Origin of the sequence: Amphritea balenae, assembly GCF_003858655.1 — a bacterium.
In the GTDB taxonomy this organism is placed as follows: Bacteria; Pseudomonadota; Gammaproteobacteria; order Pseudomonadales; family Balneatricaceae; genus Amphritea; species Amphritea balenae.
On sequence record NZ_RQXV01000017.1, the window covers coordinates 1 to 23,429 of the forward strand.

General features: G+C 49.6%; 18 protein-coding genes and 1 tRNA gene. 12 read left to right on the forward strand and 7 right to left on the reverse strand.

Features of this window, described 5'->3' with window-relative positions:
* Window positions 1-351 precede the first annotated feature (351 nt).
* A complete protein-coding gene (locus tag EHS89_RS20270; RefSeq protein ID WP_124927997.1) occupies window positions 352-3,009 on the reverse strand; it encodes a molybdopterin-dependent oxidoreductase in 2,658 nt (885 codons plus the stop codon).
* A gap of 227 nt (window positions 3,010-3,236) precedes the next feature.
* Between EHS89_RS20270 and torR the strand changes: the two genes are divergently transcribed.
* Window positions 3,237-3,959, forward strand: coding sequence for a two-component system response regulator TorR (gene torR / locus EHS89_RS20275; protein ID WP_124927998.1), 723 nt, complete (start codon window positions 3,237-3,239; stop codon window positions 3,957-3,959).
* A 52-nt stretch (window positions 3,960-4,011) separates the two neighbouring features.
* On the opposite strand, the gene torT is transcribed toward torR, so the two are convergent.
* Complete coding sequence (torT, locus tag EHS89_RS20280) at window positions 4,012-5,064, reverse strand: TMAO reductase system periplasmic protein TorT (protein WP_124927999.1); 1,053 nt, start codon at window positions 5,062-5,064, stop codon at window positions 4,012-4,014.
* 83 nt (window positions 5,065-5,147) lie between these two features.
* Here torT and torS point away from each other — a divergent pair, with 83 nt between their 5' ends.
* Together torS and EHS89_RS20290 are read left to right on the forward strand one after the other, a co-directional pair.
* Window positions 5,148-8,084, forward strand: coding sequence for a TMAO reductase system sensor histidine kinase/response regulator TorS (torS, locus tag EHS89_RS20285; protein ID WP_124928000.1), 2,937 nt, complete (start codon window positions 5,148-5,150; stop codon window positions 8,082-8,084).
* Between the two features lie 349 nt (window positions 8,085-8,433).
* Window positions 8,434-9,564 (forward strand): GGDEF domain-containing protein, encoded by a 1,131-nt coding sequence (locus tag EHS89_RS20290; protein ID WP_124928001.1) that lies wholly within the window; start codon window positions 8,434-8,436, stop codon window positions 9,562-9,564.
* A 55-nt stretch (window positions 9,565-9,619) separates the two neighbouring features.
* Here EHS89_RS20290 and EHS89_RS20295 read toward each other — a convergent pair whose 3' ends face one another.
* From EHS89_RS20295 to pyrE, 3 genes are all read right to left on the reverse strand, one after another.
* On the reverse strand, window positions 9,620-10,063 hold the full coding sequence (locus EHS89_RS20295) for a pseudoazurin (protein WP_124928002.1): 444 nt from the start codon (window positions 10,061-10,063) through the stop codon (window positions 9,620-9,622).
* Between the two features lie 471 nt (window positions 10,064-10,534).
* Window positions 10,535-10,610 (reverse strand) — tRNA-Phe (locus EHS89_RS20300).
* Window positions 10,611-10,705: 95 nt separating this feature from the next.
* On the reverse strand, window positions 10,706-11,347 hold the full coding sequence (pyrE, locus tag EHS89_RS20305; RefSeq protein WP_124928003.1) for an orotate phosphoribosyltransferase: 642 nt from the start codon (window positions 11,345-11,347) through the stop codon (window positions 10,706-10,708).
* A 254-nt stretch (window positions 11,348-11,601) separates the two neighbouring features.
* Between pyrE and EHS89_RS20310 the strand changes: the two genes are divergently transcribed.
* The gene (locus EHS89_RS20310; protein WP_124928004.1) at window positions 11,602-12,369 is read left to right on the forward strand and encodes an exodeoxyribonuclease III; all 768 of its coding nucleotides are present in this window, start codon (window positions 11,602-11,604) and stop codon (window positions 12,367-12,369) included.
* Window positions 12,370-12,449: 80 nt separating this feature from the next.
* On the opposite strand, the gene rph is transcribed toward EHS89_RS20310, so the two are convergent.
* Window positions 12,450-13,217: a ribonuclease PH gene (gene rph, locus EHS89_RS20315; protein WP_124928005.1), complete on the reverse strand. Its 768-nt coding sequence runs from the start codon at window positions 13,215-13,217 to the stop codon at window positions 12,450-12,452.
* A gap of 145 nt (window positions 13,218-13,362) precedes the next feature.
* Between rph and EHS89_RS20320 the strand changes: the two genes are divergently transcribed.
* Window positions 13,363-14,226 carry a YicC/YloC family endoribonuclease gene (locus EHS89_RS20320; RefSeq protein ID WP_124928006.1) on the forward strand — a complete coding sequence of 288 codons (864 nt, stop codon included), beginning with the start codon at window positions 13,363-13,365 and terminating at the stop codon, window positions 14,224-14,226.
* Window positions 14,227-14,287: 61 nt separating this feature from the next.
* Here EHS89_RS20320 and EHS89_RS20325 read toward each other — a convergent pair whose 3' ends face one another.
* Window positions 14,288-16,657 carry an Ig-like domain-containing protein gene (locus EHS89_RS20325; protein WP_170167559.1) on the reverse strand — a complete coding sequence of 790 codons (2,370 nt, stop codon included), beginning with the start codon at window positions 16,655-16,657 and terminating at the stop codon, window positions 14,288-14,290.
* Window positions 16,658-17,578: 921 nt separating this feature from the next.
* Here EHS89_RS20325 and gspE point away from each other — a divergent pair.
* The 7 genes from gspE to EHS89_RS20360 are packed head-to-tail and all read left to right on the forward strand — an operon-like array spanning window position 17,579 to window position 23,419.
* Window positions 17,579-19,297: a type II secretion system ATPase GspE gene (gspE, locus tag EHS89_RS20330; protein ID WP_188885300.1), complete on the forward strand. Its 1,719-nt coding sequence runs from the start codon at window positions 17,579-17,581 to the stop codon at window positions 19,295-19,297.
* A gap of 2 nt (window positions 19,298-19,299) precedes the next feature.
* Entirely contained in the window at window positions 19,300-20,517 is a 1,218-nt protein-coding gene (locus EHS89_RS20335) for a type II secretion system F family protein (protein ID WP_124928008.1), read from the forward strand.
* Window positions 20,518-20,534: 17 nt separating this feature from the next.
* A complete protein-coding gene (gene gspG / locus EHS89_RS20340; protein ID WP_211340385.1) occupies window positions 20,535-20,978 on the forward strand; it encodes a type II secretion system major pseudopilin GspG in 444 nt (147 codons plus the stop codon).
* A complete protein-coding gene (locus tag EHS89_RS20345; protein WP_170167560.1) occupies window positions 20,947-21,432 on the forward strand; it encodes a GspH/FimT family pseudopilin in 486 nt (161 codons plus the stop codon). Before gspG ends, EHS89_RS20345 begins: the two co-directional genes overlap by 32 nt.
* A complete protein-coding gene (locus EHS89_RS20350) occupies window positions 21,422-21,805 on the forward strand; it encodes a type IV pilus modification PilV family protein (RefSeq protein ID WP_124928010.1) in 384 nt (127 codons plus the stop codon). The genes EHS89_RS20345 and EHS89_RS20350 overlap by 11 nt, the downstream gene beginning before the upstream one ends.
* On the forward strand, window positions 21,802-22,497 hold the full coding sequence (locus EHS89_RS20355; protein ID WP_124928011.1) for a prepilin-type N-terminal cleavage/methylation domain-containing protein: 696 nt from the start codon (window positions 21,802-21,804) through the stop codon (window positions 22,495-22,497). Before EHS89_RS20350 ends, EHS89_RS20355 begins: the two co-directional genes overlap by 4 nt.
* The gene (locus EHS89_RS20360) at window positions 22,475-23,419 is read left to right on the forward strand and encodes a type II secretion system minor pseudopilin (protein WP_124928012.1); all 945 of its coding nucleotides are present in this window, start codon (window positions 22,475-22,477) and stop codon (window positions 23,417-23,419) included. The genes EHS89_RS20355 and EHS89_RS20360 overlap by 23 nt, the downstream gene beginning before the upstream one ends.
* Window positions 23,420-23,429 lie beyond the last annotated feature (10 nt).

Genomic DNA, 23,429 nt, shown 5'->3' on the forward strand with positions numbered 1-23,429 from the left:
CAGGTAAGCTGGTATTCGAATAAGCGGATAAGCGGATAAGCGGATAAGCGGATAAGCGGATAAGCGGATAAGCGGATAAGCGGATAAGCGGATAAGCGGATAAGCGGATAAGCGGATAAGCCAAAGTAAAAGATAATCCTGGGTAGTAATAGTCAGATACTAAGAAAGTCCTTTAACCCCATGTACATATCTACATAGCTAAACAGCCTCGTAGAAGTAAGCGAAGGTGGCTCTCTTTGTGGCGAAGATATTTTAAGCCTCTGATCTCCTGACAATTGTTACCCAACAACAAAAAAGCCCGACAGTAATAACTGCCGGGCTAAAGGGTGGAGCAAGAGCACTAACTAAGATTTACATTGCATCCTTGGCATTTTTAAGCAGGAACTCCATAACCAGATTACGCTCACCTTCATTCAGGCCGGCACGTGGGAACATGCTTTGGGTAATACCTTTCCACTGCAACTGGGTGAAGTGTGACGGCTCCTTCGGGCTGTGACAGACAGTACAACGCTGATAGAAAATCTTCTCGCCCGGGCCCAGGTCCGCAGTCATTTTATCCTTCAGCAGTGCAGCACGGCCTAAACCATAAACAGCGGGATCTGGCTTAATGGTCATCGCTTTAATCGCGGGCTTGGTATAAGCCATATTCGGACCATCCGGATCAGTACACTTGCGTATATTTGCGATCACAGTGTTGGCGGTTGTCGCCTGACTCAGTTTACTGGAGGCCTTGGTGGAAGTGATAAAGTTCACCAGACCGCTGTTACAGCGCCCTTTACTATCCACCGACGGCCAGCAGCCTTCATAGATACTAACCACACCCTTCATGATGCGCTTATCAACACGGGCACCCACGATGATGGAACCACGCTCGTTATACACTTCAACCAGGTCTCCATCCTTAATACCGTTGGCGGCCGCATCTTCAGGGCTCATCAGGCAAGGCTCACGGCCCTGAACATTATCAACTTCACGCACACTGGTGTTGGCCATTTGCGAATGTAAGCGCATCCGTGGATGCGGGCTTACAACATGCACCTGCCCCTCTTTCGCATTACCCAGATATTCATGCGGCTCCATAAAGGTTGGAATCGGTGGGCAATCATCCAGGTTGTAGTCGGCAAAGTCCTGGCAGAACAGTTCGATCTTACCCGAGCGGGTTGCCAGCGGGCTGTTCTCTGGGTCCTGGTAGAAATCACCGTGGCGGACCCATTTATTAGCTTCCTGGGGAACCTCTATCGGTGCTATCCCCTTCTGCCAGAACTCTTCAAACGGCATGGTTGCTGAACTCTTGGCATATGCTTCCTGAATCCACTGCAGCTTGGTCTTACCTTCAATAAACTGGTATTCGCAGTTAAACAGTTGAGACAGGCGGCGGAAGATCTCAAAATCATCCAGTGCTTCACCCTGAGGCTCAATTACCTGCTTCATAGCGTAAACTTTGTCATTGCTATAAGTACCACCGGAGGAGATATCGTCACGTTCCAGCGTACTCGATGCTGGCAGTACAATGTCAGCCCAGCGGGTGGAAGCACACCACCATGGGTCCTGCACTACAATAGTTTCAACATTGTCGTTCAGCGCCCTGACCAGACGGTTAGTATCCTGTTGATGCGACATAAAGTTATTACCGGCGTTATAGATCATTTTCACCAGTGGGTACTTATGCTTGCTGCCATTGTGGTCGAACTCCACCCCCGGATTCTCCAGCATCTCTGTGATACGGGAAGCCGGACAGTAGCTTTTTACCAGGTTACGACCCTGAGACATGCCTGATGGAGTCGCTTTGCCAGACTGAGGCATGCCACCGTTACCATAGTGCCAGCTAAAACCAACACCTTGCCCCGGCTTACCAATGCCGCCCAGCATGCTAGAGAAGGCGATAATAGCCCAGTGTTGCATCTCACCATGATCCTGACGTTGCAATGACCATGAACCGGCAAACTGGCTGCGATTCTTGGCGAACATCTCCGCCAATTCGATAATTTTAGTTTCTGAAATTCCGGTAATCTTAGAAGCCCATGCCGGTGTTTTAGCCGGGCTACCATCTTCACCTTTACCCAGCAGAGATGGCAGGAACTTATCAAAGCCTTCGGTGTACTTATCCAGATAGGCCTGATCATGCTGATCGGTAGTGTATAGGTGGTAACACATGGACAGGAACAGGGCTGTATCAGTGCCCGGAATGATTTTTATCCACTCCGCATCCAGCGCTTCATCAGTAATAGTGTACTGCGGGTTGATCGAGACAAACTTAACACCCGACTTCTTAATCGCTTCCCAGCGCGGGTACATCTGATGGTCAGCAACGCGGTATTCGATACGATTATTCTTAAACGGATCACAACCAACCAGGCAGAATACTTCAGTATTATCGCGCACCTGCTCCCAGGCTGTTTGAGGTGAATACACCTCCATATCACCGATGATGTGCGGCAGGCTGATCTGGGATGCACCGCCGGACCAGTCACCAGATGTTGTGCTATGGCCACCTATCAGGTTGAAGAAGCGCCCCTGTAGAACATTAGGACGGAAGATACCGGCGTTACTCCAGCCACCGTAAGAGCTACTGAAAATGCCTTCGTTACCATGAGTATCGATGGTATCCAGAATCGCCTTAGACGTCAGACCCAGAGCAACATCCCAGGACACTTGTACGAACTCTTCTTTACCACGCAGCTCAGGCTTAGTGTCTCCGCTGCCCGAAGTCATCGCTTCAAGATACGACTTACGCACCATCGGATGGTTAACCCGGGTTTCATGGAAGGTACGGCTAAGTACGCCTTCAGTCAGCATCTTGGTTGGCATCGCATCGATGCTTTCAATCGGCTGCACACCGATAAGCTTGCCGTTTTTAATGACCCCTTTAAACGGGCCGAAATGGGTTGCATGGGGAATCAGTACAGTGTCCGCACCGAATACTGCACTGGGACCAAACATTGTCAGTGCAGGAAGTGCACTGGTGGCAGCAATTGAGCTGCTTAAGAAACTACGACGACTGATGTTCATGACGACTCTCCTGAAAACTGTCTCTAATAATCTTGATTGAGTATTAGATTACCGGGGAGATATGAACGGGTAAGCCGGTTGCCATGAACAGCGGGTAAAAGAAAATGAAAGAATGTGAACAGAAATGATCAGCACTGCTAGGCTGATATCAGGGGTGTGCATTTGTTAAGAAAACTACCTAAGATAGCTTCTCCTTTTCATTATCAGATCGCTGTCAGGAAACTGTTATGAATCATCACATCTTAGTTGTCGAAGATGAGCCGGTTACCCGGGCTAAACTGAGCGGCTATTTCGAGAATGCCGGTTATCGTGTCAGTGAAGCGGAAGATGGCCAGCAGATGCGTTCCATTCTGACCACAGAAGATATCGACCTGATCATGCTGGATATCAACCTGCCGGATGAAGATGGACTGTCCCTGACCCGGGAACTGCGTAACCATTCTGATATCGGCATTATTCTGGTGACCGGCCGCACTGATACCATCGACCGGATTGTCGGGCTGGAAATGGGCGCTGATGATTATGTAACTAAACCCTTTGAGCTACGGGAACTACTGGTCCGGGTACGCAATCTGCTGTGGCGGGTAGCCCTGGTAGAACAGGCCCGGTTAGAGGCACAAGAGGCCGTTGCTGAAGAGGATGATCTCACCTGCTTCGGCGAGTGGCGGTTTGATATTCCTAAACGCAAACTAAGCCGCAATAATGAAACAGTTAAACTCACTAAAGCCGAATATGAAATCCTGGTCGCTTTTGTAGCTTACCCTAACCGGGTATTACCCCGAGAACGTCTGCTTAACCTGATTAGCCACCGGGTTGATGCTCCCAGCGATCGTACCATTGATGTGCTGGTAAGACGTTTACGTAATAAAATGGAGGTTGATCCCAAGGCCCCGGAACTGTTTGTCACCGTACACGGCGAAGGCTACCTGTTTGCCGCTCAGGTAACCTAAATTTAATTTCAATAAAGCTAAGCTCAAGAAAGAGCAAACTAGACCCAAGCCATTATTCTGGCTTCACCCGATAGGTGGGAGTAAAGCCTGCCGGTGATAACGACCAGTCAGATTGATGCTGCTGGGTATTATCTAAGGTGAGCCGGATAATCCGGGGACCAATATCAGGCAAGAACTCAAGCCCTTCAAGAAAACGTACCGACTGGTCTACAGCCAGCCGTCCCTGTAAGACCATCTGGTCACTATTCGCCATTAGAACTTTGCCCCGTTTCAGGCCTCGATACACACCATGACTAAGATAATGACTGATAACTTCTGGCGGCTTGCGTAAATTACGTTTTCTTAACTCGTTAATAGCGACTTCAGCCATGACAGCACTGCCGACCACATAATCCAGTTCGCTATGCTGATCTAAAACCTGCTGTAATAAATTTCGCTGAACATTACGGTCGTTATCGCCGTTAGCGGTTACGATAATGTTTACCGAGCTATCAACCAGAGCGTCCCGTAAACCCTGCTCAGACTCAGGTGTACCACCGCGTTGTTTTGGCCCGGGAAACCAGGCAATACTTACTTCCGGACTGCCTGACGGATGACGTTCAGCCAGAAATAAACCGGTTTGATAACCCATCTGATACCAGGGTACTCCGACCCGGCCAGACAGATTTTCAGATGATAAATTATTAACCAGCCCAAACAGTGGCGTTGAGTTATTCTCTGCCCTAAGCCGATGATTAAATTCAGCAAATGAAACGGTGCCCAATAAAATGGCATCGGCTTGCCAGCTAAGACAATCCTGAATTTGCTGCCATTGCCGTTCCAGTTTATGGTAACCACCCGCTTCAGCCACCTGTAGCTCCACGCCCAGTTGTCGGGCCTGCTCTACCATGCCGTAATTAACACTCAGCCAGTAAGAATCTTTCATATGCGGATACAGCGCACAAAGACGCCAGGGCTTATTTACTTTAGATAAAGGCGAAAGTTCGGTAACAACCGCCTGATCAAACTGAAACGCCGGAGTGCGGTTATCCACAGGCCAGGAGTGTGCATTCTGAACACCCACAGTCAGCAAGCAACATACTGTAATTAGAAATCGTATTAACATCCGCTCCCTCACTGCTATCAACAAGCATAGCTAATGTTAAACTAAACTCATCAGGTTCGTTAACCATTTGAGGATCATCCGTCGTGCTTGCCAACCTCAGTATCGGTCGAAAGTTACTCTATGCCTTCAGCCTGATGGCAGGTCTGTCACTAACCGCAACACTCATCGCCTGGATCGGTTTTCAGGAAGTGACCACCAGTGAACGCCTGATCACCGAGCACGCGATACCGACCATGACGACCGCCCGACAGATGGCCGAGCTCAACTTGCGTATCAGCTATACGGCAAGGGAGTTAAGGGATGCTTCCACTCAGGCTCGTCAGCAGCAACTCGAACTGGAATTGACCAGCCAGAAACAGCAACTATCGGCCCTGCTTGAACGATTTAAAACCCTGGGTTTCCAGCCCAGGCAGATTAGTGAATTAGAAAAAACCACACTACAGATCAGCCAAAGCCTGGAACAGCTGGTCCCCCTTGCTCACCTGAGTATTGATTATCAGCAACGTTTACAGAGCGATATAAAGCACTATTCAGCAGCGGCCGGGGTAATTGCCGAGCAAACCAGTTCACAGGTTGCCAACGCACAAACCATTGCTATCGTTAACTTATCCAGCGTTTATGACCAAGTGGCCGATGGTAGCCCTGAGTCTGATATTTTCAGCGCATTGGACAGAACCCTTGAAGCGGACCTGGATCAGTTAGAACAGATGTCTGAGCTACAACGTAACAGCCTCCAGCTGGGACACGTAATTAACCAACTTTCCAGCTTGCAACAACAGCAACAGATCGACCAGCAAGCGCAAAAATATCAACAGCTGTTAGAGGTCATTGGTCGCCGGATTCTGGCGGTTACCGACCCGCAACGACAACAACTGATGCAGGCTTCACTACAACGGTTAAGTCATACCGAACCGCTATTTATAGTACAACGAGAGCTGCTGGATACCCGGCAAAAAATGGATCATATCCGGGAGGCCAACCGCTCCCGGTTTCAAAAGCTTAACAATAGCGTGGATCAGCTGGTTAGCCAAAGCAGTAAGGCCACTTCAGACGCAACGGGGCAATTACGAACCTTGCTACAGCAGGGTGAAATCATTGTATTAGTCAGTGGTGCAGCAACCTTATTGTTACTGATCTTTATGATGTGGCGGGTGGTTTACCGGGATATCATCCGCCGTCTCAGCAGCAGCACTGATGCGTTGCATCGGCTCGCATCAGGCGAGTTAACGGTAAAAATTGATGCCCGGGGAGAGGATGAACTGGCAGAGATGGCCAGAGGCCTCGAAGTATTCCGTGAAAACGCCCTGACAAAACAGCAGTTACAACGGGACCAGCTGGAAACTGAACGCCAGCTCCGACATCACAAAGCCAGTTTGGAAAAGCTGGTTGAACAACGCACCGAGCAACTTAGCGATACCAATGAACGCCTCAGTGACGAGGTACAGGCCCACGAGATTGCCAAACTCAGGGCAGAACAGGCCAACCAGGCCAAGTCCACTTTCCTGGCCCATATGAGCCATGAGATCCGCACCCCAATGAATGGGGTCATAGGTACTTTGGAATTACTGGCGGACACCCGGCTTAGTCAGCAACAACAGCAATACGTTGAAACCATTCTCAGCTCAGGTGAGCACCTGCTGGATATACTCAATGATATTCTGGATTACTCAAAAATAGAGTCCGGCCAGCTCGAAATTACCCCAGCCAGTTTTGATTTGAATCGCCAGATTAGTGAACTGGTCGCACTGATGGCCGCCAGTGCAAATAGTAAAGGGTTAGTATTGCGGGCTGATGCTGATAACCAGGCGCCCCATTGGGTGGTAGCCGATCAAGGGAAGCTGCGGCAGGTCCTGGCAAACCTGCTGGGCAATGCGATTAAGTTTACCCACCAGGGCGAGATTATTCTGAGGGTACGCTCAGAAAGTGATGCGACATCAGATTCAGTTAAAGTACGCTTTGAAGTTATTGATACCGGCATTGGCATTCCCTACCCGATCCAAAAAAAGGTATTCGAAGCCTTTTCCCAAGAGGGACAATACAATCCGATGGGCGGCACCGGGCTGGGTCTGACCATCAGCCAGAGGCTGGTTAAGGGTATGGGTGGCAACCTGGAGCTAATCAGTGAACCAGACAAAGGTAGCTGCTTTTGGTTTTGTCTGACTCTACCCGTTGGCGAACCTGTAGCGAACCCTATGGCAGAGCGAGGGGCTGAGCCTTTGACTGAATCAGCCTTTCAATCGGCACTTAATGAAACAGGGCAGCTACATGTGCTTCTGGTGGAAGATAATGCGGTCAACCAGATGGTCGCCACCGGCCTGCTGAAAAAACTGGGCCATACCGTTACGGTTGTGGCCGACGGTGTCAGCGCACTGGACGAAGTGAGCAGCCAGGTATTTGATATCGCACTGGTGGATATCAACCTGCCAGATATCAATGGTCTGGAACTAAGCCAGCAGCTCAGGAAACTGGTTAATCACCAACATCGGGAAATGCCCATTGTTGCCGTTTCTGCACAAGTATTGAAAGAACAGGTTGAGGGTTATCTGGCAGCAGGGTTTGATGGTTTTATCCCCAAACCGGTACAGATGAAAAAACTGCAGCCGATGTTGGCCAAGGTAATGGGTGGCATCTCATCTCCACAAGCTATCTCTTCAGAGCCTATAAAGCCGGCTGAGCTATCTGACGCGAATGAAGAGCCCCTGTTAATTGATCCTTCAGTGCTACAGCAAGATATGCTGTACCTGGGTGAAGAGAAAGTTGCCCGGTTGATTTCGCTATTCCAGGAGGACTCGGTAACAACTATGTCCGATATACTGGCAACAACAGATCATTCAGAACAGGCCGCTTTGATTCATAAACTGAAAGGCTCTGCCGCAAGCCTTGGGCTTATCCGGTTACAAAATTCCTGCGCAGCGCTGGAGCAGCAGGCAAAAACTGAACAACTCAGCATATCTCTGAGACAACAACTGGAACTGTTATTACAGCAATCAACCAAGGCTTTGGAGAACTCGGTTTTTTAACCACCGGTCATCTGTATAAAACGCACAGGCTGTACTTCATCCCCCTGCCATGAATCACAACCCCAAAGTGTCTGTTCCGGGGCAGCAACAGTGAATTCATCTAAGTTACCGGCCTCGCTTGCAAAAAATGTCCACTAACCATCATCTATTCGAACCGAACGGTTGATTTCTGGTACACTGCTTTCGCCATATGAAGTACAGGGCTTTAACAGGATAACACCGCTATAAATACGGAACTGTTACTGGTGCTTCATGAGTTACATCCGAATGCTGTTCAGATCATGGAATTACTAATTGCGGTACGACGTTAACAGCCTGATTAGTTAGATCTGAAAACACGATTAAGGTTATGGATAATAAAAGCCCACTCGATTATTTTGACGTTTTTCCCTGGAACCCCAGCTTTGAAGTTGGCATTCAGGAGATTGATGAGCAACACCAACAGTTAGTTTTCCTCCTCAACCGTCTGGTAAATACCCTGGTCAACGATGAGTCGATCAGTATTGATGCTGCCTTCACCGAGCTGGCCGAATATGCAGATTTCCATTTTATTGCTGAAGAGAAGATCTGGTCTGAGCATCTGAAAGATGATGAGTGGGTTGCCAGTCATCAGCATAACCATGCATCTTTCCTGCCTCAGGTATTGGAGCTCAAGCAGCAAAACAGTGACAAGCCTTATCACGAAGTGATCGAGGATATCGCCCGGTTTCTGATCCGTTGGCTGGCATTTCATATCATCGACGAAGATAAGCGACTCGCCATTGCCATTAAGGCTATGCAACAGGGTGACAGTCTCGATCAGGCGAAACAAAAAGCCGAGCTAGAGATCGATGACTCCATACACCTGTTAATCGACATAGTTCTGCAGATGTATGACAACCTCTCATCCCGTACCCTGAACCTGATGCGCGAACGTAAAGCACGCATCCAGGCGGAACGAGAATTAAAACAAATTAATAAGCAGCTAGAAAAACTGTCGATTACCGATCAGTTGACCGGACTGTTTAACCGGCGTCATTTTGAAACGGTATTTGATTCAGAAATACGCCGCGCAAGACGGGACTCAAAGGCCCTTTGTCTGATCCTGTTTGATATCGACTTTTTTAAAAAGCTCAATGATCGTTATGGCCATAGTGTTGGCGATCAGGCACTGCAAAAAGTAGCGGCATTACTACAGGATACCTGCCGCAGACCCGCAGATTTTGCATTCCGAATAGGGGGCGAAGAGTTTGCGATAATCAGTACCGGCGACACCATTAATAATGGCATTGACTTCGCCGAGCTGATTCGTAAAGCGATAGCGGATCTCAATATCGCCAATGAAGACAGTGAAGTTGAGCGTAGATTAACTATCTCAGCCGGCATTGTAGCGACAATACCTGAACAGGCTGACAGCCTGGATACATTATTATCTGTCGCTGATAAACAGCTCTATCAAGCTAAAGCCAATGGCCGGAATCAGGTAAGCGTCGCTAGCTGAAGTAACGGATAAAGCCGGCCTGATGAGGCCGGCTTTATATGGCATTCAGTCTCGACTATTTAAGCTGATCCAGATAGCTCGTTAAGCGATCCTTGTTAGTAACAAACTTACCGCTCAATGCAGCAGAGTCAGCTTTAATCTGCTCCAGATTGACTGCGTTACCTGCCACAACGACACCCACCATCGCCATCACCGTATGTGGCCGACACTTATAGACATAGACGCCCTCTTTATCGAGGGTAACGGATACCGGCTTATTCATTTTACCTTTCCAGGTCGTTGCCCCTTCTGGTACCAAGCCTTTAACTGTCTGTGCGTTATGACCCATAGCGGTGGGTACAAAATGAATCGTATCACCCACCTCAGCACGCACCACGGCAGGTTCAAATACCATTGAACCATCTACACCATTGTTCTTCATCTCAACCGTATATTCAGCCGCCATTACCACTGACGTCGCCAGCATCAACACAGCAACTATCAAAGACTTTAATTTCATCACACTACTCCACAGCAAAAGCTATTGATCACTTTCCTAGGATCACGCTTTTAGCCGATAAGAAATACAGACTCTTAGTACTATCCGGCTTATGTTTTAGGATAAGACTCTATGAGGCAACTTAAGCAGTACTTTAAGAAGTGCTTTGGTAGTAAAGATTGAATGGAGAGATCTAGTGACGAGCCAAATGAGCATCGGCTCAGATGGGATTCACTTTTCTAGCGACTAACAAGCCGCACAGACATCCAGATACAAAAAAGCCCCAGCTCTTTAGACGAGATGAGCGAGGCTTTAAGTTTTGGTGCCCGGAGGCGGATCAATGCGCTTGCGCATTAAAACATCGTCGTTCTTTGACGATGGCCCGCAGGGTGAGGAGCATAGCGACGAATCATCGAACCAGGTTCGAGGACGCCTTCGCTGACGTCCAGAAACAAAAAAGCCCCACTACGAGAGCGAGGCCTTAAAGTATATTGGTGCCCGGAGGCGGAATCGAACCACCGACACGAGGATTTTCAATCCTCTGCTCTACCGACTGAGCTATCCGGGCAACGGGCGCCTATTAAACACGGCTGACTTTAAAAAATCAACAGGATTACTGAATCAGGCACCAATTTATTACAAAGCTGTATAATTATTAAACAATCAGATGCCGTATTGAGCCCGGTATGCAGAGATCGCTTCGATCTGAGCGTCCATACCACCTTTCTCAGTCAGGTAAGTCAGTACATCATTCAGTCCAACGATGCTGGCAACCGGCATATTGTAGTCTCGCTCAACTTCCTGAATCGCTGACAGCTCGCCTTTACCTTTTTCCTGACGATTAAGCGCAATAACCGTACCCGCCGGCGTTGCTCCTGCTTTCTCAATAATATCCATTACCTCACGAATTGCCGTGCCCGCAGTAATAACATCATCGATAATCAAAACCCGTCCTTCCAGAGGCGCACCGACAAGATTGCCACCTTCACCGTGGGTTTTGGCTTCCTTACGGTTGAAGACATAAGGTACATCCTGACCGAAGTCAGTTGCCAAGGCGACACAAGTAGTCGCCGCCAGCGGTATACCTTTATAAGCAGGGCCCAGCATGACATCGTATTCAATACCGGATTGTTGAATTGCTGCTGCATAACACTTACCCAGGCGCGCTAATGCTTCACCGCTATTAAACAGGCCCGCATTAAAAAAATAGGGACTGGTACGACCGGATTTCAGGGTAAACTCGCCGAATCGCAGCACCTCTTTCTCAATCGCGAACTCGATAAACTCTCTCTGATAATCCTGCATCTGGGCTCTCCGCAAAGCTGTATAAAAAGTGCGCGTATAATACAGGGTTTCTCGGTTCCTCTCTATGGGGAATAAAAGCCCGAATATGCTATCTGAGTGAACATTTAGTCCCAACTACCGCCAAATTGACAGGAAATATCAATTACTGAGGCATACAGTACTTATTCGTAGGTTGTTTGGATTCAAATTTGTGCAAACACCCAGTACAATGCGCCTTTCGTATCAATAATGCGTTTTTTTAAGGTCGGATAGCTATGCGCGTCATTACTTTCAATACTCAGGGTATTGAACAGGCAGCAGACAATGGATTCTTTGAATGGATGGTTCAACAGGACGCCGATGTGGTGTGCCTGCAGGATCTGCGTGCCAAAGAGTACCAGTTGGATGATAAGCGCTTTCATCCTGAAGGCTATGAAGCCTACTTTTTTGACGCGTTCGAAGATGGTTACAGCGGTGTCGCAATTTACACCCGCGTCATTCCTAAGGCGATCATGACCGGCCTGGGTTTCGAGCAATGTGACTTTAACGGCCGCTTTATTCAGGCAGACTTCGATAATGTTAGTGTCGCTGCGATGAGTGTGCCATCTGGCCTCAAGAGTGATGAAGCTCAGGCAGCTAAGGAAGAATACCTTCAGCTCCTTAAAGGCCACTTCACTAAAACATTACGTAAGCGTCGTGAATTTATATTTTGTGGTCCTTTCCATATTGCCCATAAGCCTGTCGATCTGAGTAACTGGTATGTGAATCAAAAGGTTTCTGGCTTCCTGCCTCAAGAACGGGAAATCATGGAAGCGATTTTTGATGAGATGGGCTACGTCGATGCTTTCCGTCAGGTTAATCACGTCGACCAGCAATATACCTGGTGGCCAGACTACAACAAAGCACGTGAGCTGAATGAGGGTGCCCGTCTGGATTACCAGATAACCACTGCAAATTTGCGCAAAACGATTAAGTCCGCCTCTATCTATCGTGATGTTGCCTTTTCAGCCCACGCGCCACTGATTGTCGATTACGATCTTTAACCAGATATTCTATAGCCGGATCCATAATCCGGTTTAATAAAAAAGGGAGCCTTAGCTCCCTTTTTTAATGCCCGATCAGATCAGGCCAGCGCTTTCTTCTGCATTGCCGTCAGTTCAGCAATACCTTTTTTTGCCAGTTCAAGCATCGCATTCAGCTCTTCCTGTGAATAAGGCTCGCCTTCTGCAGTGCCCTGCACTTCAACAAAGCCGCCTTTCTCAGTCATCACGACATTCATATCGGTTTCTGCATCTGAATCTTCATCGTAATCCAGATCCAGTACCGCCTGACCTTTGTAGATACCTACCGAGATCGCCGCAATACCGTACTTAACCGGATCGCCTTTCATCGCGCCATGCTTATCTTTCTTCAGGAAAGCGATCGCATCCAGCAGCGCAACATAGGCCCCGGTAATAGATGCTGTACGGGTACCGCCATCTGCCTGTATCACATCACAATCGATCGTGATGGTATTTTCACCCAGCTTCTTCAGGTCCATACAGGCACGCAATGAACGACCGATAAGGCGTTGAATTTCCAGGGTACGACCACCCTGCTTACCCCGGGCAGCTTCGCGGCCATTACGGCTGCCGGTCGCACGCGGCAACATGCCATATTCAGCGGTTACCCAACCAGAACCTGACCCACGTAAGAAACGCGGTACTCCACGCTCAACAGAGGCTGTACAGATCACTTTGGTATCGCCAAATTCAACCAGAACAGAGCCTTCCGCATGCTTAGTGAAGTTACGGGTAATACGCACGTCGCGCATCTGATCCGCTTGACGGTTACTTGGTCGAAAGGTAGTTACACCCAAATTTTGTAACTGATCGGAGATAGTTGAGGTCATGTACTATGAATCCCTGTTTGGTAATCCGACCTGGCACATAGAGGTGGAGGTCGAGGACTGTTAGAATAAAGCGCAAATCTGACAGCGCCGGATTGAAATACAGCTCGCTGACAGTAAAACAGCATTCTAATCGAGAACAGACAATATGACACGTAGTATGACCGCTTTTGCCCGTCAGGAAGCCCAGCACTCCTGGGGCAGCCTGATCTGGGAAGTTCGCTCGGTAAACCACCGTTATCTGGAACCGCATCTGCGACTACCGGAAAGCCTGCGTGATCTTGAAGGCAATCTGCGTGAAACCCTGCGGAAAAAGCTTAGCCGGGGCAAAGTAGAATGCACCCTGCGTTTTGTACCTGAAGCGAAAGCCCAGACGATGACCGTCAATGAAGGCTTCGCCCGGGAGCTGATTGAAGCGGCAAACCAGGTTGAAGGGCTGCTACCGGTATCTAAGCCTTTAGACACTATGGATATTCTACGCTGGCCTGGGGTTTTACAAGATACCAAGCTTGATATGGATGCAGTTAAAAAAGCCGCGCTGGAGTTATTCCATAAAGCCATTGATGAAATGATCGAAAACCGTGGCCGCGAAGGCGTTGAGCTGGCAGCCCTGATTGATCAGCGACTCGATTCTATCGCAGCAATCGTCGTCGATGTACGGAGCAAGCTGCCCGGTATTCTGCAGGCCCAGCGGGATAATCTGAAGAACCGCTTAGAAGAACTGAAAGATGACCTGGATGAAGGCCGTCTTGAGCAAGAGATGGTGATACTGGCACAAAAAGCCGATGTCGATGAAGAGATGGATCGTCTCAACACCCACGTGCTGGAAGTTAAGCGAGTGCTTAAATCAAAGGGGCCTATTGGTCGCCGCCTGGATTTCCTGATGCAGGAGCTCAACCGGGAAGCCAATACCCTGTCTTCTAAATCTATCGTATCTGATACCACACAAGACGCTGTTGAACTTAAAGTTCTGATCGAGCAGATGCGCGAGCAGATCCAAAACATCGAATAATGATCTGACCCTTTCAGCCATTAAAAAGCCCCGCTATGCGGGGCTTTTTAATTTCATCATTTTAACAGCCGCGTTTAGGGTGACACTTACCTCCGCCACCCCCACCGCCGTCATCACCACCGCCATTTCTGCTGATGGTAATATTGACGGTAGCGGTATCGGTATCTTCACCATCGGTGATGGTATAAGTGAAACTATCGCCGCCCTTCTTACTGGTATGCTCATAGACCAGTTGCCCATTAACAAGACTGACCGATCCTTTATTACCCTGAGTAAAGCCGCCCGGAACAATTGTCAGTACTGTTCCTGCATCCGCATCGCTATCATTCTCCAGCACATCAATAGTGACGGAACCATTGGTTGCTACTGTCGCTGAATCATCTACCGCGACCGGAGGGGCATTCGCGGCAGTGATATCCACAAATACAGAAGCGTCTACGAAATCTAAGCCATCACTAACGGTATAGTTAAAGCTATCTGATCCAACATAGCTGCCAGAAGGTGTATAGATAAGATTATTACCACTCTGAGTGACAGCGCCCTGAGCCGGAGCGGTAAAGCCTGTGATACTAAGGCTGTCACCTTCAGGGTCAGTGTCATTACTAAGTACCGTAATAGTCACTGCTGTTTGCTGATCGGTGGTTGAATTATCATTAACTGGCTGCGGCGGCTGATTTGCACCCGTACTGGCATTACCGGTGACTGACCAGCCGGTCTCATTTCCGGCCAGGTCCCGGGCTTTAACCTGATAACTGTAGGATGCTCCCGGGGTCAGTCCAGTGGCCTGATACTGAGCAGAACTCTGCCAGGTACTGCCTACACAGCCACCACCGCTACTACCAGTACAATTAAACTGATACTGCACTACACCAGAGTCATCATTCGCCGTTGTTGCGGTCATAGCTATCGCAGTTCTTCCATTTGCGGCAGGCCCAGCTGCCCAACTCATTGGGTCAGGGTTCGGGGGAGTTGAATCATTGCTCTGTACTGGCTGCAATGAACCTGACACAAAATACATACCCAGACTACCGTAATCACTGTATGGCGAAGCCGTGCTACCTACCCCGGTCACCTCCAGGTAATAACGCCCCGCCGTCAGATTGGCATCAATCTGAGCCCGGGTATCATTCTGTAGATCACTGCTGGTTACGTAATTTCCCTGCTGATCATAGAGAGTCGCTTCAATATCGAGATTAGCACCACGCCGACTGGTGCGATAAAAAGCTTCCCATGCAGGCGTTATATTCAGGGTAATCCCACCTGATGCCGTATCAAACCAGAACAGATCATGGTCATTGCTGGTTTCAATAATCCCCTTGTTCTCCGGCTGCTGATTATGAGGATCTATCTCAGGGAAAGTTACGTAGACAGTACCGTTTGGGTCTGTCTGCAACGCAGTAGCGCTGGCCAGGCTATCACCATGATCATCCAGACGATAATTCAGCTGTGAGCTGATAATCTGAATATCATCCTGAGTATTGGTCGCTCCTGAATACTCCCCTTTGCTCCACTGAGTGACATTGTTGTAGTAACCAACGCCCATAATAGGGGCCCATGAGATATAGCCGCTGCCGTGACCGGAATAGTAACTGGTACCGGTACCGCCATCATGCCCCAGTCCCAGATTATGGCCGAACTCATGGGTAGAAGCTTCGGCAACATAGGTCGCATTACCGCCGCCCAGATTATCGTAATACACCAGAGCAGGCTGATAATTGGTGTAATAAGAGGCTCCCCAAACACCAACATAAGCGACGCCACCGGCATTACTGTGGGGCATGGGATCACCCTGATCATCGGTATCTGAGGTGATCAGTACATGACCGGTTTCTGGCCCGAAGCCACCAGGGTCTTCAGTAGTCACATCGATATCAAAGGGGGCCATATCCTCTGCAACACGATGCCAGATTTCAGCGATCCTATCGCGCTCTGTCTCATTGAAAGTGAGCGGATCACCATCAAGATCATAAGCTCTGGCATAGTAAACTGTTTTACCACCATTGCCGTTCCAGGCCGTGCCGGAAATATTATGACCATCAAAGTCCAGAAATACGATTTTGCTGGCGCCAGGCCGGCTATGTAAAAAGAAAGTATCCTCAGGGGCTACCGGTAGGGGGTCACTCGGCGACGCGCTTTCGTTACCGGCGTCATTCGGAACAACAGTATCAATATAAAACAAGCGCCCGTCACTATCGACGCCGAGAAATTCGTAGTCAACGCTGGGAATATTAAAGCGCTCTAACCACTTAAGGGCTTGTTGCTGTGCGGCGGGAGGAAGTTTATCTATCTGCTGCTTTAACCGCCCTGGAGGCAGCGCGTTTACATTACCCTCGAAACCTTCCGCAAAGGCGTTCCCCCCGGGAGCTGAAAATACCTGTACTGGTAACAAGCTAATAAATAAAGCACTGGCCAGGGCCATACTACGGTTCATAATTAACCTCATCTTGATAAACAAGTACCTGATTAATAAAAGCCCGCTTTCTCCCTGTTATTAACAAGCGGCTTACTCAGCCTTAATGCTGCAGTTGTGTTAATTAACTGTTAGCTGATCCGGCCAGTCTGTCAAAAATGTGTAAAGTTCATTTAACACCTGACTCCCTTTTACAACAGATAAAGCAGAGTAAGCCGTTGAACACTCAAAACGAGTATCTACAGGCTCGCAGCAACAACCTGCCCCGCAAAACATAAAATCCTTTCGCTGTTGCTATGTCTGGCTTTCATCAAAATTAAGGGGCTGTTTAGCAGTAATATTTTCTTCCAATGGCACTGAAAAATCGGGTTCATAATTCAGCGATCACTGAAGGTAACAGAGACAAATCTATTAAACAGGAGCAAAGTTCTTGAAATTTTTTCGTTCAGATAAATAGCTAAGCATAGAATCTGTGCACCGTAGCTATTGCGCTACACCCTTAGTAAAGCTTCGTATACTTTCTTGCTCTCTTGAGCGCGCTAAAGAAGCAACTTAATCAACTAATTTTTATCGACTTTTCCAGTGAAGGTACCTGTCATCCTGTGCAGCAACACAAAACTGGAGTCATAACCAAACAGAAAAGCGCTTTTGCTTTCTTGTTAGATAAAAATAACTATGTGCTATTTTCATACGCTACAAACCTTATAAAGATCATCCACTTATCCTTGCAGATACAATCTAAAGTCCTTCATCAGAACTGTTAAACGGCTTTACCTGATGCATTTTTAGCCAGGATAAACGTTTGTCTGTCTCTACAGACGCCCTCTTTCCTGACAAAAAAATGTTCTCGATGTATTCCGCCAGTTCAGGTCTATAGTTATCTGTACATCAAGCTTTACGTTTTATTACTTACCCCTTTCAAAACAGCTATAGGAGGAATGGGTGGCACACTCTGCAGACGGACTGCCCGTCAGCAATGAGGAGCTGGGTAATTTATTTATTGCTCAGGGGCTGCTCACACAGGCCCAGTATTCACAAGTGCTCCGGGTACTTCAGGAGCAAGGGGGAGACGAACCGCTGGTGCTGTTGCTGGCAAGACTTGGCTTAGTTTCCGAGAAAGATATCGTCGGTGTTCTGGCGCAAAGCCAGAATCTGCCTCAGGTTAGCAGTGACGCATGGCCCGGCCAGGCTTTGTTACCGAATAAGCTCTCATACCGGTTTCTGCGTGAATTTCATCTGATACCCCTCAGCATCATCGAAACCGATATTCATCTGGCGATGGCCAACCCACTTGATCACTATGCTATTGACGCAGTGGCTCTCGCCTGTGGTCTGAATGTTATTCGTTATGTTGCGCCGGCATCAATTATCGATAGCACCATCGAAAAGCTTTATGGATCTGGTCAGAGTGAAATGGGCGATATCCTGTCCGAAGTTGAGCCTGCCACCGCTGAACAGGATCAAAGCATCGAACATCTGAAGGATATGGCCAGTGAGGCTCCAGTGATACGACTGGTAAACCTGATTATCCAGCATGCTGTTGAATCCAGAGCCTCGGATATCCACATCGAGCCCTTTGAAAACCGGCTAAAAGTACGTTTTCGCATCGACGGAGTACTACAGGAGGGTGAAGCACCTCCGGTACACCTGACTGCTGCAGTTATATCCAGACTGAAGATCATGGCACGGCTAAACATTGCCGAACGGCGTCTGCCTCAGGATGGTCGTATTGAGCAAAAGGTTCAGGGCAGTGACCTTGATATCCGGGTCTCGACCGTCCCGACCATGCACGGTGAAAGTGTAGTGCTACGCCTGTTAAACAGAGAAAGCGTCATACTAAACCTTGAAGTCCTGGGTTTCAGCGAACAGAACCGGCAACAGATGAAAAAAGTTCTGGCCAGTGCCAGCGGCATGCTGATGGTTACCGGCCCTACCGGTAGTGGTAAAACCACAACCTTGTATACAGCCCTGAATCTGCTGAATACCCCTAGCCGTAAACTCATTACCGTAGAAGATCCTGTTGAATACCAGATCGAAGGAGTCAATCAGATTCAGGTTCAGCCAGCGATCGGTCTCAACTTTGCCAATGCTTTACGCTCTATTGTCAGGCAAGACCCTGATGTCATTATGGTTGGTGAGATGCGAGACCTGGAAACCGCCCGGATCTGTGTCCAGTCCGCGCTGACCGGACATATGGTTCTGTCTACCCTGCATACCAATGATGCACCCAGTAGTATCACCCGGTTACTGGAGATGGGAGTAGAAGATTACCTACTGACTTCAACCCTGAATGCAGTTATTGGTCAGCGTCTTGTCAGAAAGTTATGTTCTCATTGTAAAGAAGCCTTCACCCCTCTGCCTGAAGTAGTCCGGGAACTGGGATTAAAGCCAATTTCAGATTCTGCTCAGCACACCCTCTATCGCGCCACAGGTTGCCAACAATGCAATCAGTCGGGTTATTACGGTCGGATCGCCATTCAGGAGTTATTACTCCTTAATGATGATATACGTCGGTTAATCATGGCTCATGCCGATGTTTCCGAGATAAAAGCAGCCGCCCGAAAAGCAGGCATGCTCACTATGTTTGAAGATGGTCGCGATAAAGCTCAGCAGGGAATTACCAGTATTGAAGAGGTGATCCGGGTAACCCGGGAGAACTGATTATGGCCGAGTACTCATATCAGGCAGTCACCAGCGAAGGAGAGATCCGGGATGGACTGATCAATGCTGTCGACAAAGATGCAGCGGTCGAAAAGCTTCAACGTCAGGGACTGATCCCGATGACAGTAGACGCAGCTCCGGAGCATAGCAGTTCCGGTTTCTGGAATATGCAGATCCGGTTAAACCGTTCAAACCACCAGCAAATATTACAGTTTACTCAGGACCTATCTACCCTTATACAAGCGGGCATAGCGCTGGATCGTGCTTTAGAAATTATGGCATCAGTTACCAGTGGCGAAGCCCAGAAACAGATGATTGATCAGATCCAGCAAAGGGTTCGTAAGGGACAAGCCCTGTCGGCTGCCATGGCTGGCTCTCCTGACTCATTTTCACCCTTTTATCTGAATATGGTTCAGGCATCAGAAGCTGCCGGTGATATTGGCGCAGGCCTGAATGACCTGTCGGTCTATCTCGAGCGCAGTAAAGAGCTGCGTGAACGTACCCTCTCCGCGCTGATCTATCCCGCTATTCTGCTCTTTGTCGCCGCGTTTTCGTTACTGATTATTCTGACCTATGTGGTGCCCCAGTTTGAACAGCTGTTCAGCGATATGGGGCAGGCGTTACCGCTGGCGACGCAGGTAGTGATTGGCAGTGCCCGTGTGCTGGCCGACTACGGCGTGTGGATCTTAATCGCATTAGTGCTGCTGGGGTTGTATCTGCGCTCGCTGTTGCGTCAGCCCGCTATCCGGCTGCGCTGGGATCGACGCAGCTTGTCGCTGCCGTTGTGGGGCGGTCTCAGCCAGAAATTGGAGGTGGCCCGTTTCAGCCGCAGCTTGGGCACCTTAGTGCGGGCCGGAGTCCCGCTGCTCAGTGGACTGTCTATCGCCAGCAATACGCTGCTGAACCGGGCCCTGATCGGCGAGATCGAGATAGCGACCGAGCGGGTCAAAGAGGGTAGCTCCCTGGCGGAGCCGCTGGCTGAGAGTGAGCTGTTCCCACCGTTGATGCTGCAGATGATTCAGGTCGGGGAGGAAACCGGTCAGCTGGATCAGATGCTACTGAAGATCGCCGATGTCTACGACCGGCAGGTCGGTACCGCGATTCAGCGCATGCTGACAATCCTTGAGCCAGCATTGATTGTCGGCCTGGGGGTACTGATCGCCGGCATTATCCTATCGATACTGGTTGCGATCCTATCGATTAACCAACTGCCTGTGTAACTGAACAGGAGGTTTATATGGAAACATTGAATATGGCCAGTAAACAGCGCCGGGTTGTTTCGGGTTTTACCCTGCTGGAACTGCTGGTGGTACTAGTTATTTTAGGCTTGCTGGCCAGTCTGGTCGGGCCGCAGGTATTGAAGCAGTTGGGCAGTTCAAAAACCAAGACTGCTGCGCTGCAGATAGAGGAATACAGCGCGGCTCTGGATCTGTACCGGCTGGAGGTTGGGCGCTATCCCAGTGCTAACGATGGGCTGGAAGCTTTAATCAGGAAGCCCTCCGAGGCCAAAAACTGGAACGGCCCCTATCTGACTAAGCGAGTGATCCGTGAGGACCCTTGGGGGAACAGTTACCACTACCGCTATCCCGGCGAGCATGGCGATTTCGATCTCTACTCCCTTGGTGCGGATGGTCAGGAAGGTGGTGAGGGTGAGAACAGCGATGTGGGTAGCTGGCAGTAACCGTTCACAGGCTGGATTTACCCTGCTGGAGATCTTGCTGGTGCTGGTGATTGCTACGCTGTTACTCGGCTTAGTTGCGCCGCGGTTGGTGGCGGTCCTGCCGGGCGTAGAGCTTAAAACCGGTGCGCAACAGATCGCCGCGCTGCTTCGACAAGCACGCAGTCAGGCGATTACTGAAAACCGGACGGTCAGCCTTATCTATGAGGCGGAGCAACGCAGCGTCAAGCTGCCAGGTGAATCGCGATTACTGAGTTGGCCAGAAGCGGTACAGATCACCTGGCAACCCGCTGCCCGTGGCTTGCCTGAGTCGGAGGGAAACACAATCAGCTTCTTTCCTGACGGCAGCTCCAGCGGCGGCAGTGTGGCGCTTGCGAGTGGCCTTCAGCGCTATGAGATCTCAGTGCACTGGCTGACCGGGAGGATCATGATTGGCGAGGGACAAGATGAACGCTGAGCGGGGCTTTACGCTGCTGGAAACGCTGGTGGCGTTTGCCATTCTGTCGCTATCGCTGGGGATTATCCTGCAGATCTTTTCACTGTCTGCCCAGACCAGTCGTAGCGTGGAAATACAGCAGCGGGCGTTAGCGATCGCGCAGAGTCAGATCGATCAGGAACTGGCCCAACTACAGCTCAATGAGGGCGAAGATCGGGGCCGAGTCGATGAACGCTTCAGCTGGAGCTCTGAGATCCGGCGTTATCAGTTCCCCGATCAGGAGGGACGCATCAACGATCAGATTCAAGCGTATCGGATTACCGTGTCTGTGCGCTGGGATGACAGCTCAGAGCAGGCGCTATCCCTATCAACAATCAGGCTGCAAAGACAATGAACGGCCGAACTGAATCATCCAGAGAGGTCTCACGGCAACGCGGATTCACCTTGCTTGAGTTACTTATCGCGCTGGTATTGAGCGGACTCATTATGGCGTTGGTCTTTGGCGGGTTGAGCATTGCGATCCGCAGCTGGGAAACGGTTGGACAGCGTAGCGAACATATCAGTGAAGCGTTTACCTTGCAGCACTTCCTGCGTCAGCAACTGATGGGGGTGAGCGATGAACGGGTCGCCTCGCTTGAGGAGGGTACACTGGTAGTTGGTTTTTACGGGCTGGAAAATGAGCTTATATTTACCGGTTTTCTGAATGCTGACGATCAGGGCAAGCTGCTGACCTGGATCTATCTGCGGGTCAATACTGAGGATCTCCTGAAACCACGGCTGCAGTTGAGTACCGCACCATTTGATAATGTTGAAGAGGTTGATTGGGAACAGATGCTGGCAGACTTTCGAACCGAATCAACGTCGACCTACACCCTGTTGCAGGGAACCCTTCAGCAAATCCGATTTGAATACTTTGAAGATGAGCCTGATGGTCAGGGGCAGTGGCACAGCGAATGGCGTGACCGGTATGCCTTACCTAAGCTGATCCGGCTATCGTTTGAGATGACCGATTCGCAGCCGCTGGACTGGCCGGAAATAATCGTGGTGCCGCGGGAGCATAGCTATGTTATTAAATCGGCGACCTAAGCGGCGTTTAGTCGGTGCATCCTCTGTGCGCGGACTGGCCTTGATCAGTGTGCTTTGGGTCTTGGTGCTGCTGACCCTGATCGCCGGAACACTCTCCGCCAATAGCCGCTCCTCCGCACTGATGACCCGTAATATCGTTCAGGCCAGCCAAGCACGCTACGCCGCAGAAGCGGGAATCCAGTGGGCATTCTGGGGGCTGTTAATACCGCCGGAGCAGACTCCCTGGATCGCGGACGGTTCCACCTACCAGATGTCACTCGATGGTATCCGGATCAGTGCCGCGGTAGAGGATGAGTATGGCAAGATCGATATTAATATTGCCAGTGCAGAGATGTTGCAGCGGTTATTGCAGGCGGCCGATCTGGAGGCGGGGCGGGCCGAAGCGCTGGCGGATGCGATACTCGATTGGCGTGATGAGGATGACTTCCGCCGCCTGAACGGTGCCGAAGATGATGATTATTTCAGTGCCGGATACAGTTACGGTGCGAAGAACGCGCCGTTTGACAGTATCGATGAGCTGCAACGGGTACTGGGCTTCGATAAGGTGATTTTCCGAGAGATCAGGCCGGGTATCACTATCTACTCCGGCAGGCAGCTTGTAAACCCGCTGGTGGCGCCCAAGGTTGTTTTGCTGGCGTTCACCGAACAGGGCGAGGGGGCAATTGATCAGTATATTGAGGCGCGCCGGCAACTGCATCTGTCCGGCTTGCAGCCACCGATTGAACAGCTGTCATCGGTTTATTTTTCTACCAGTTTGAAAGCTGTCAACTACACTATTCATACACAAGCGGTAATTGACCCGCGGACACAATCAGGGATTGCAGCAGTAGTCCGGCGGCAAGGGAAGCAAGGGCAGAGGGTTTTTAAGATACTGAATGTTCAACATGAACAATCATATAAGTTCAGTAATAATGAGCCTTAAACAAGGCGAG

What these genes read in the sequence shown, in the direction of transcription:
- EHS89_RS20310 (WP_124928004.1), top strand. Translation starts at nt 11,602, where the DNA reads ATGCGCGTCATTACTTTCAATACTCAGGGTATTGAACAGGCAGCAGAC.
- torR (WP_124927998.1), top strand. Translation starts at nt 3,237, where the DNA reads ATGAATCATCACATCTTAGTTGTCGAAGATGAGCCGGTTACCCGGGCT.
- EHS89_RS20270 (WP_124927997.1), bottom strand. Translation starts at nt 3,009, where the DNA reads ATGAACATCAGTCGTCGTAGTTTCTTAAGCAGCTCAATTGCTGCCACC.
- EHS89_RS20295 (WP_124928002.1), bottom strand. Translation starts at nt 10,063, where the DNA reads ATGAAATTAAAGTCTTTGATAGTTGCTGTGTTGATGCTGGCGACGTCA.
- EHS89_RS20325 (WP_170167559.1), bottom strand. Translation starts at nt 16,657, where the DNA reads ATGAACCGTAGTATGGCCCTGGCCAGTGCTTTATTTATTAGCTTGTTA.
- rph (WP_124928005.1), bottom strand. Translation starts at nt 13,217, where the DNA reads ATGACCTCAACTATCTCCGATCAGTTACAAAATTTGGGTGTAACTACC.
- torT (WP_124927999.1), bottom strand. Translation starts at nt 5,064, where the DNA reads ATGTTAATACGATTTCTAATTACAGTATGTTGCTTGCTGACTGTGGGT.
- EHS89_RS20355 (WP_124928011.1), top strand. Translation starts at nt 21,802, where the DNA reads ATGAACGGCCGAACTGAATCATCCAGAGAGGTCTCACGGCAACGCGGA.
- EHS89_RS20335 (WP_124928008.1), top strand. Translation starts at nt 19,300, where the DNA reads ATGGCCGAGTACTCATATCAGGCAGTCACCAGCGAAGGAGAGATCCGG.
- EHS89_RS20290 (WP_124928001.1), top strand. Translation starts at nt 8,434, where the DNA reads ATGGATAATAAAAGCCCACTCGATTATTTTGACGTTTTTCCCTGGAAC.
- gspG (WP_211340385.1), top strand. Translation starts at nt 20,535, where the DNA reads ATGGAAACATTGAATATGGCCAGTAAACAGCGCCGGGTTGTTTCGGGT.
- EHS89_RS20360 (WP_124928012.1), top strand. Translation starts at nt 22,475, where the DNA reads ATGTTATTAAATCGGCGACCTAAGCGGCGTTTAGTCGGTGCATCCTCT.
- pyrE (WP_124928003.1), bottom strand. Translation starts at nt 11,347, where the DNA reads ATGCAGGATTATCAGAGAGAGTTTATCGAGTTCGCGATTGAGAAAGAG.
- EHS89_RS20320 (WP_124928006.1), top strand. Translation starts at nt 13,363, where the DNA reads ATGACACGTAGTATGACCGCTTTTGCCCGTCAGGAAGCCCAGCACTCC.
- EHS89_RS20350 (WP_124928010.1), top strand. Translation starts at nt 21,422, where the DNA reads ATGAACGCTGAGCGGGGCTTTACGCTGCTGGAAACGCTGGTGGCGTTT.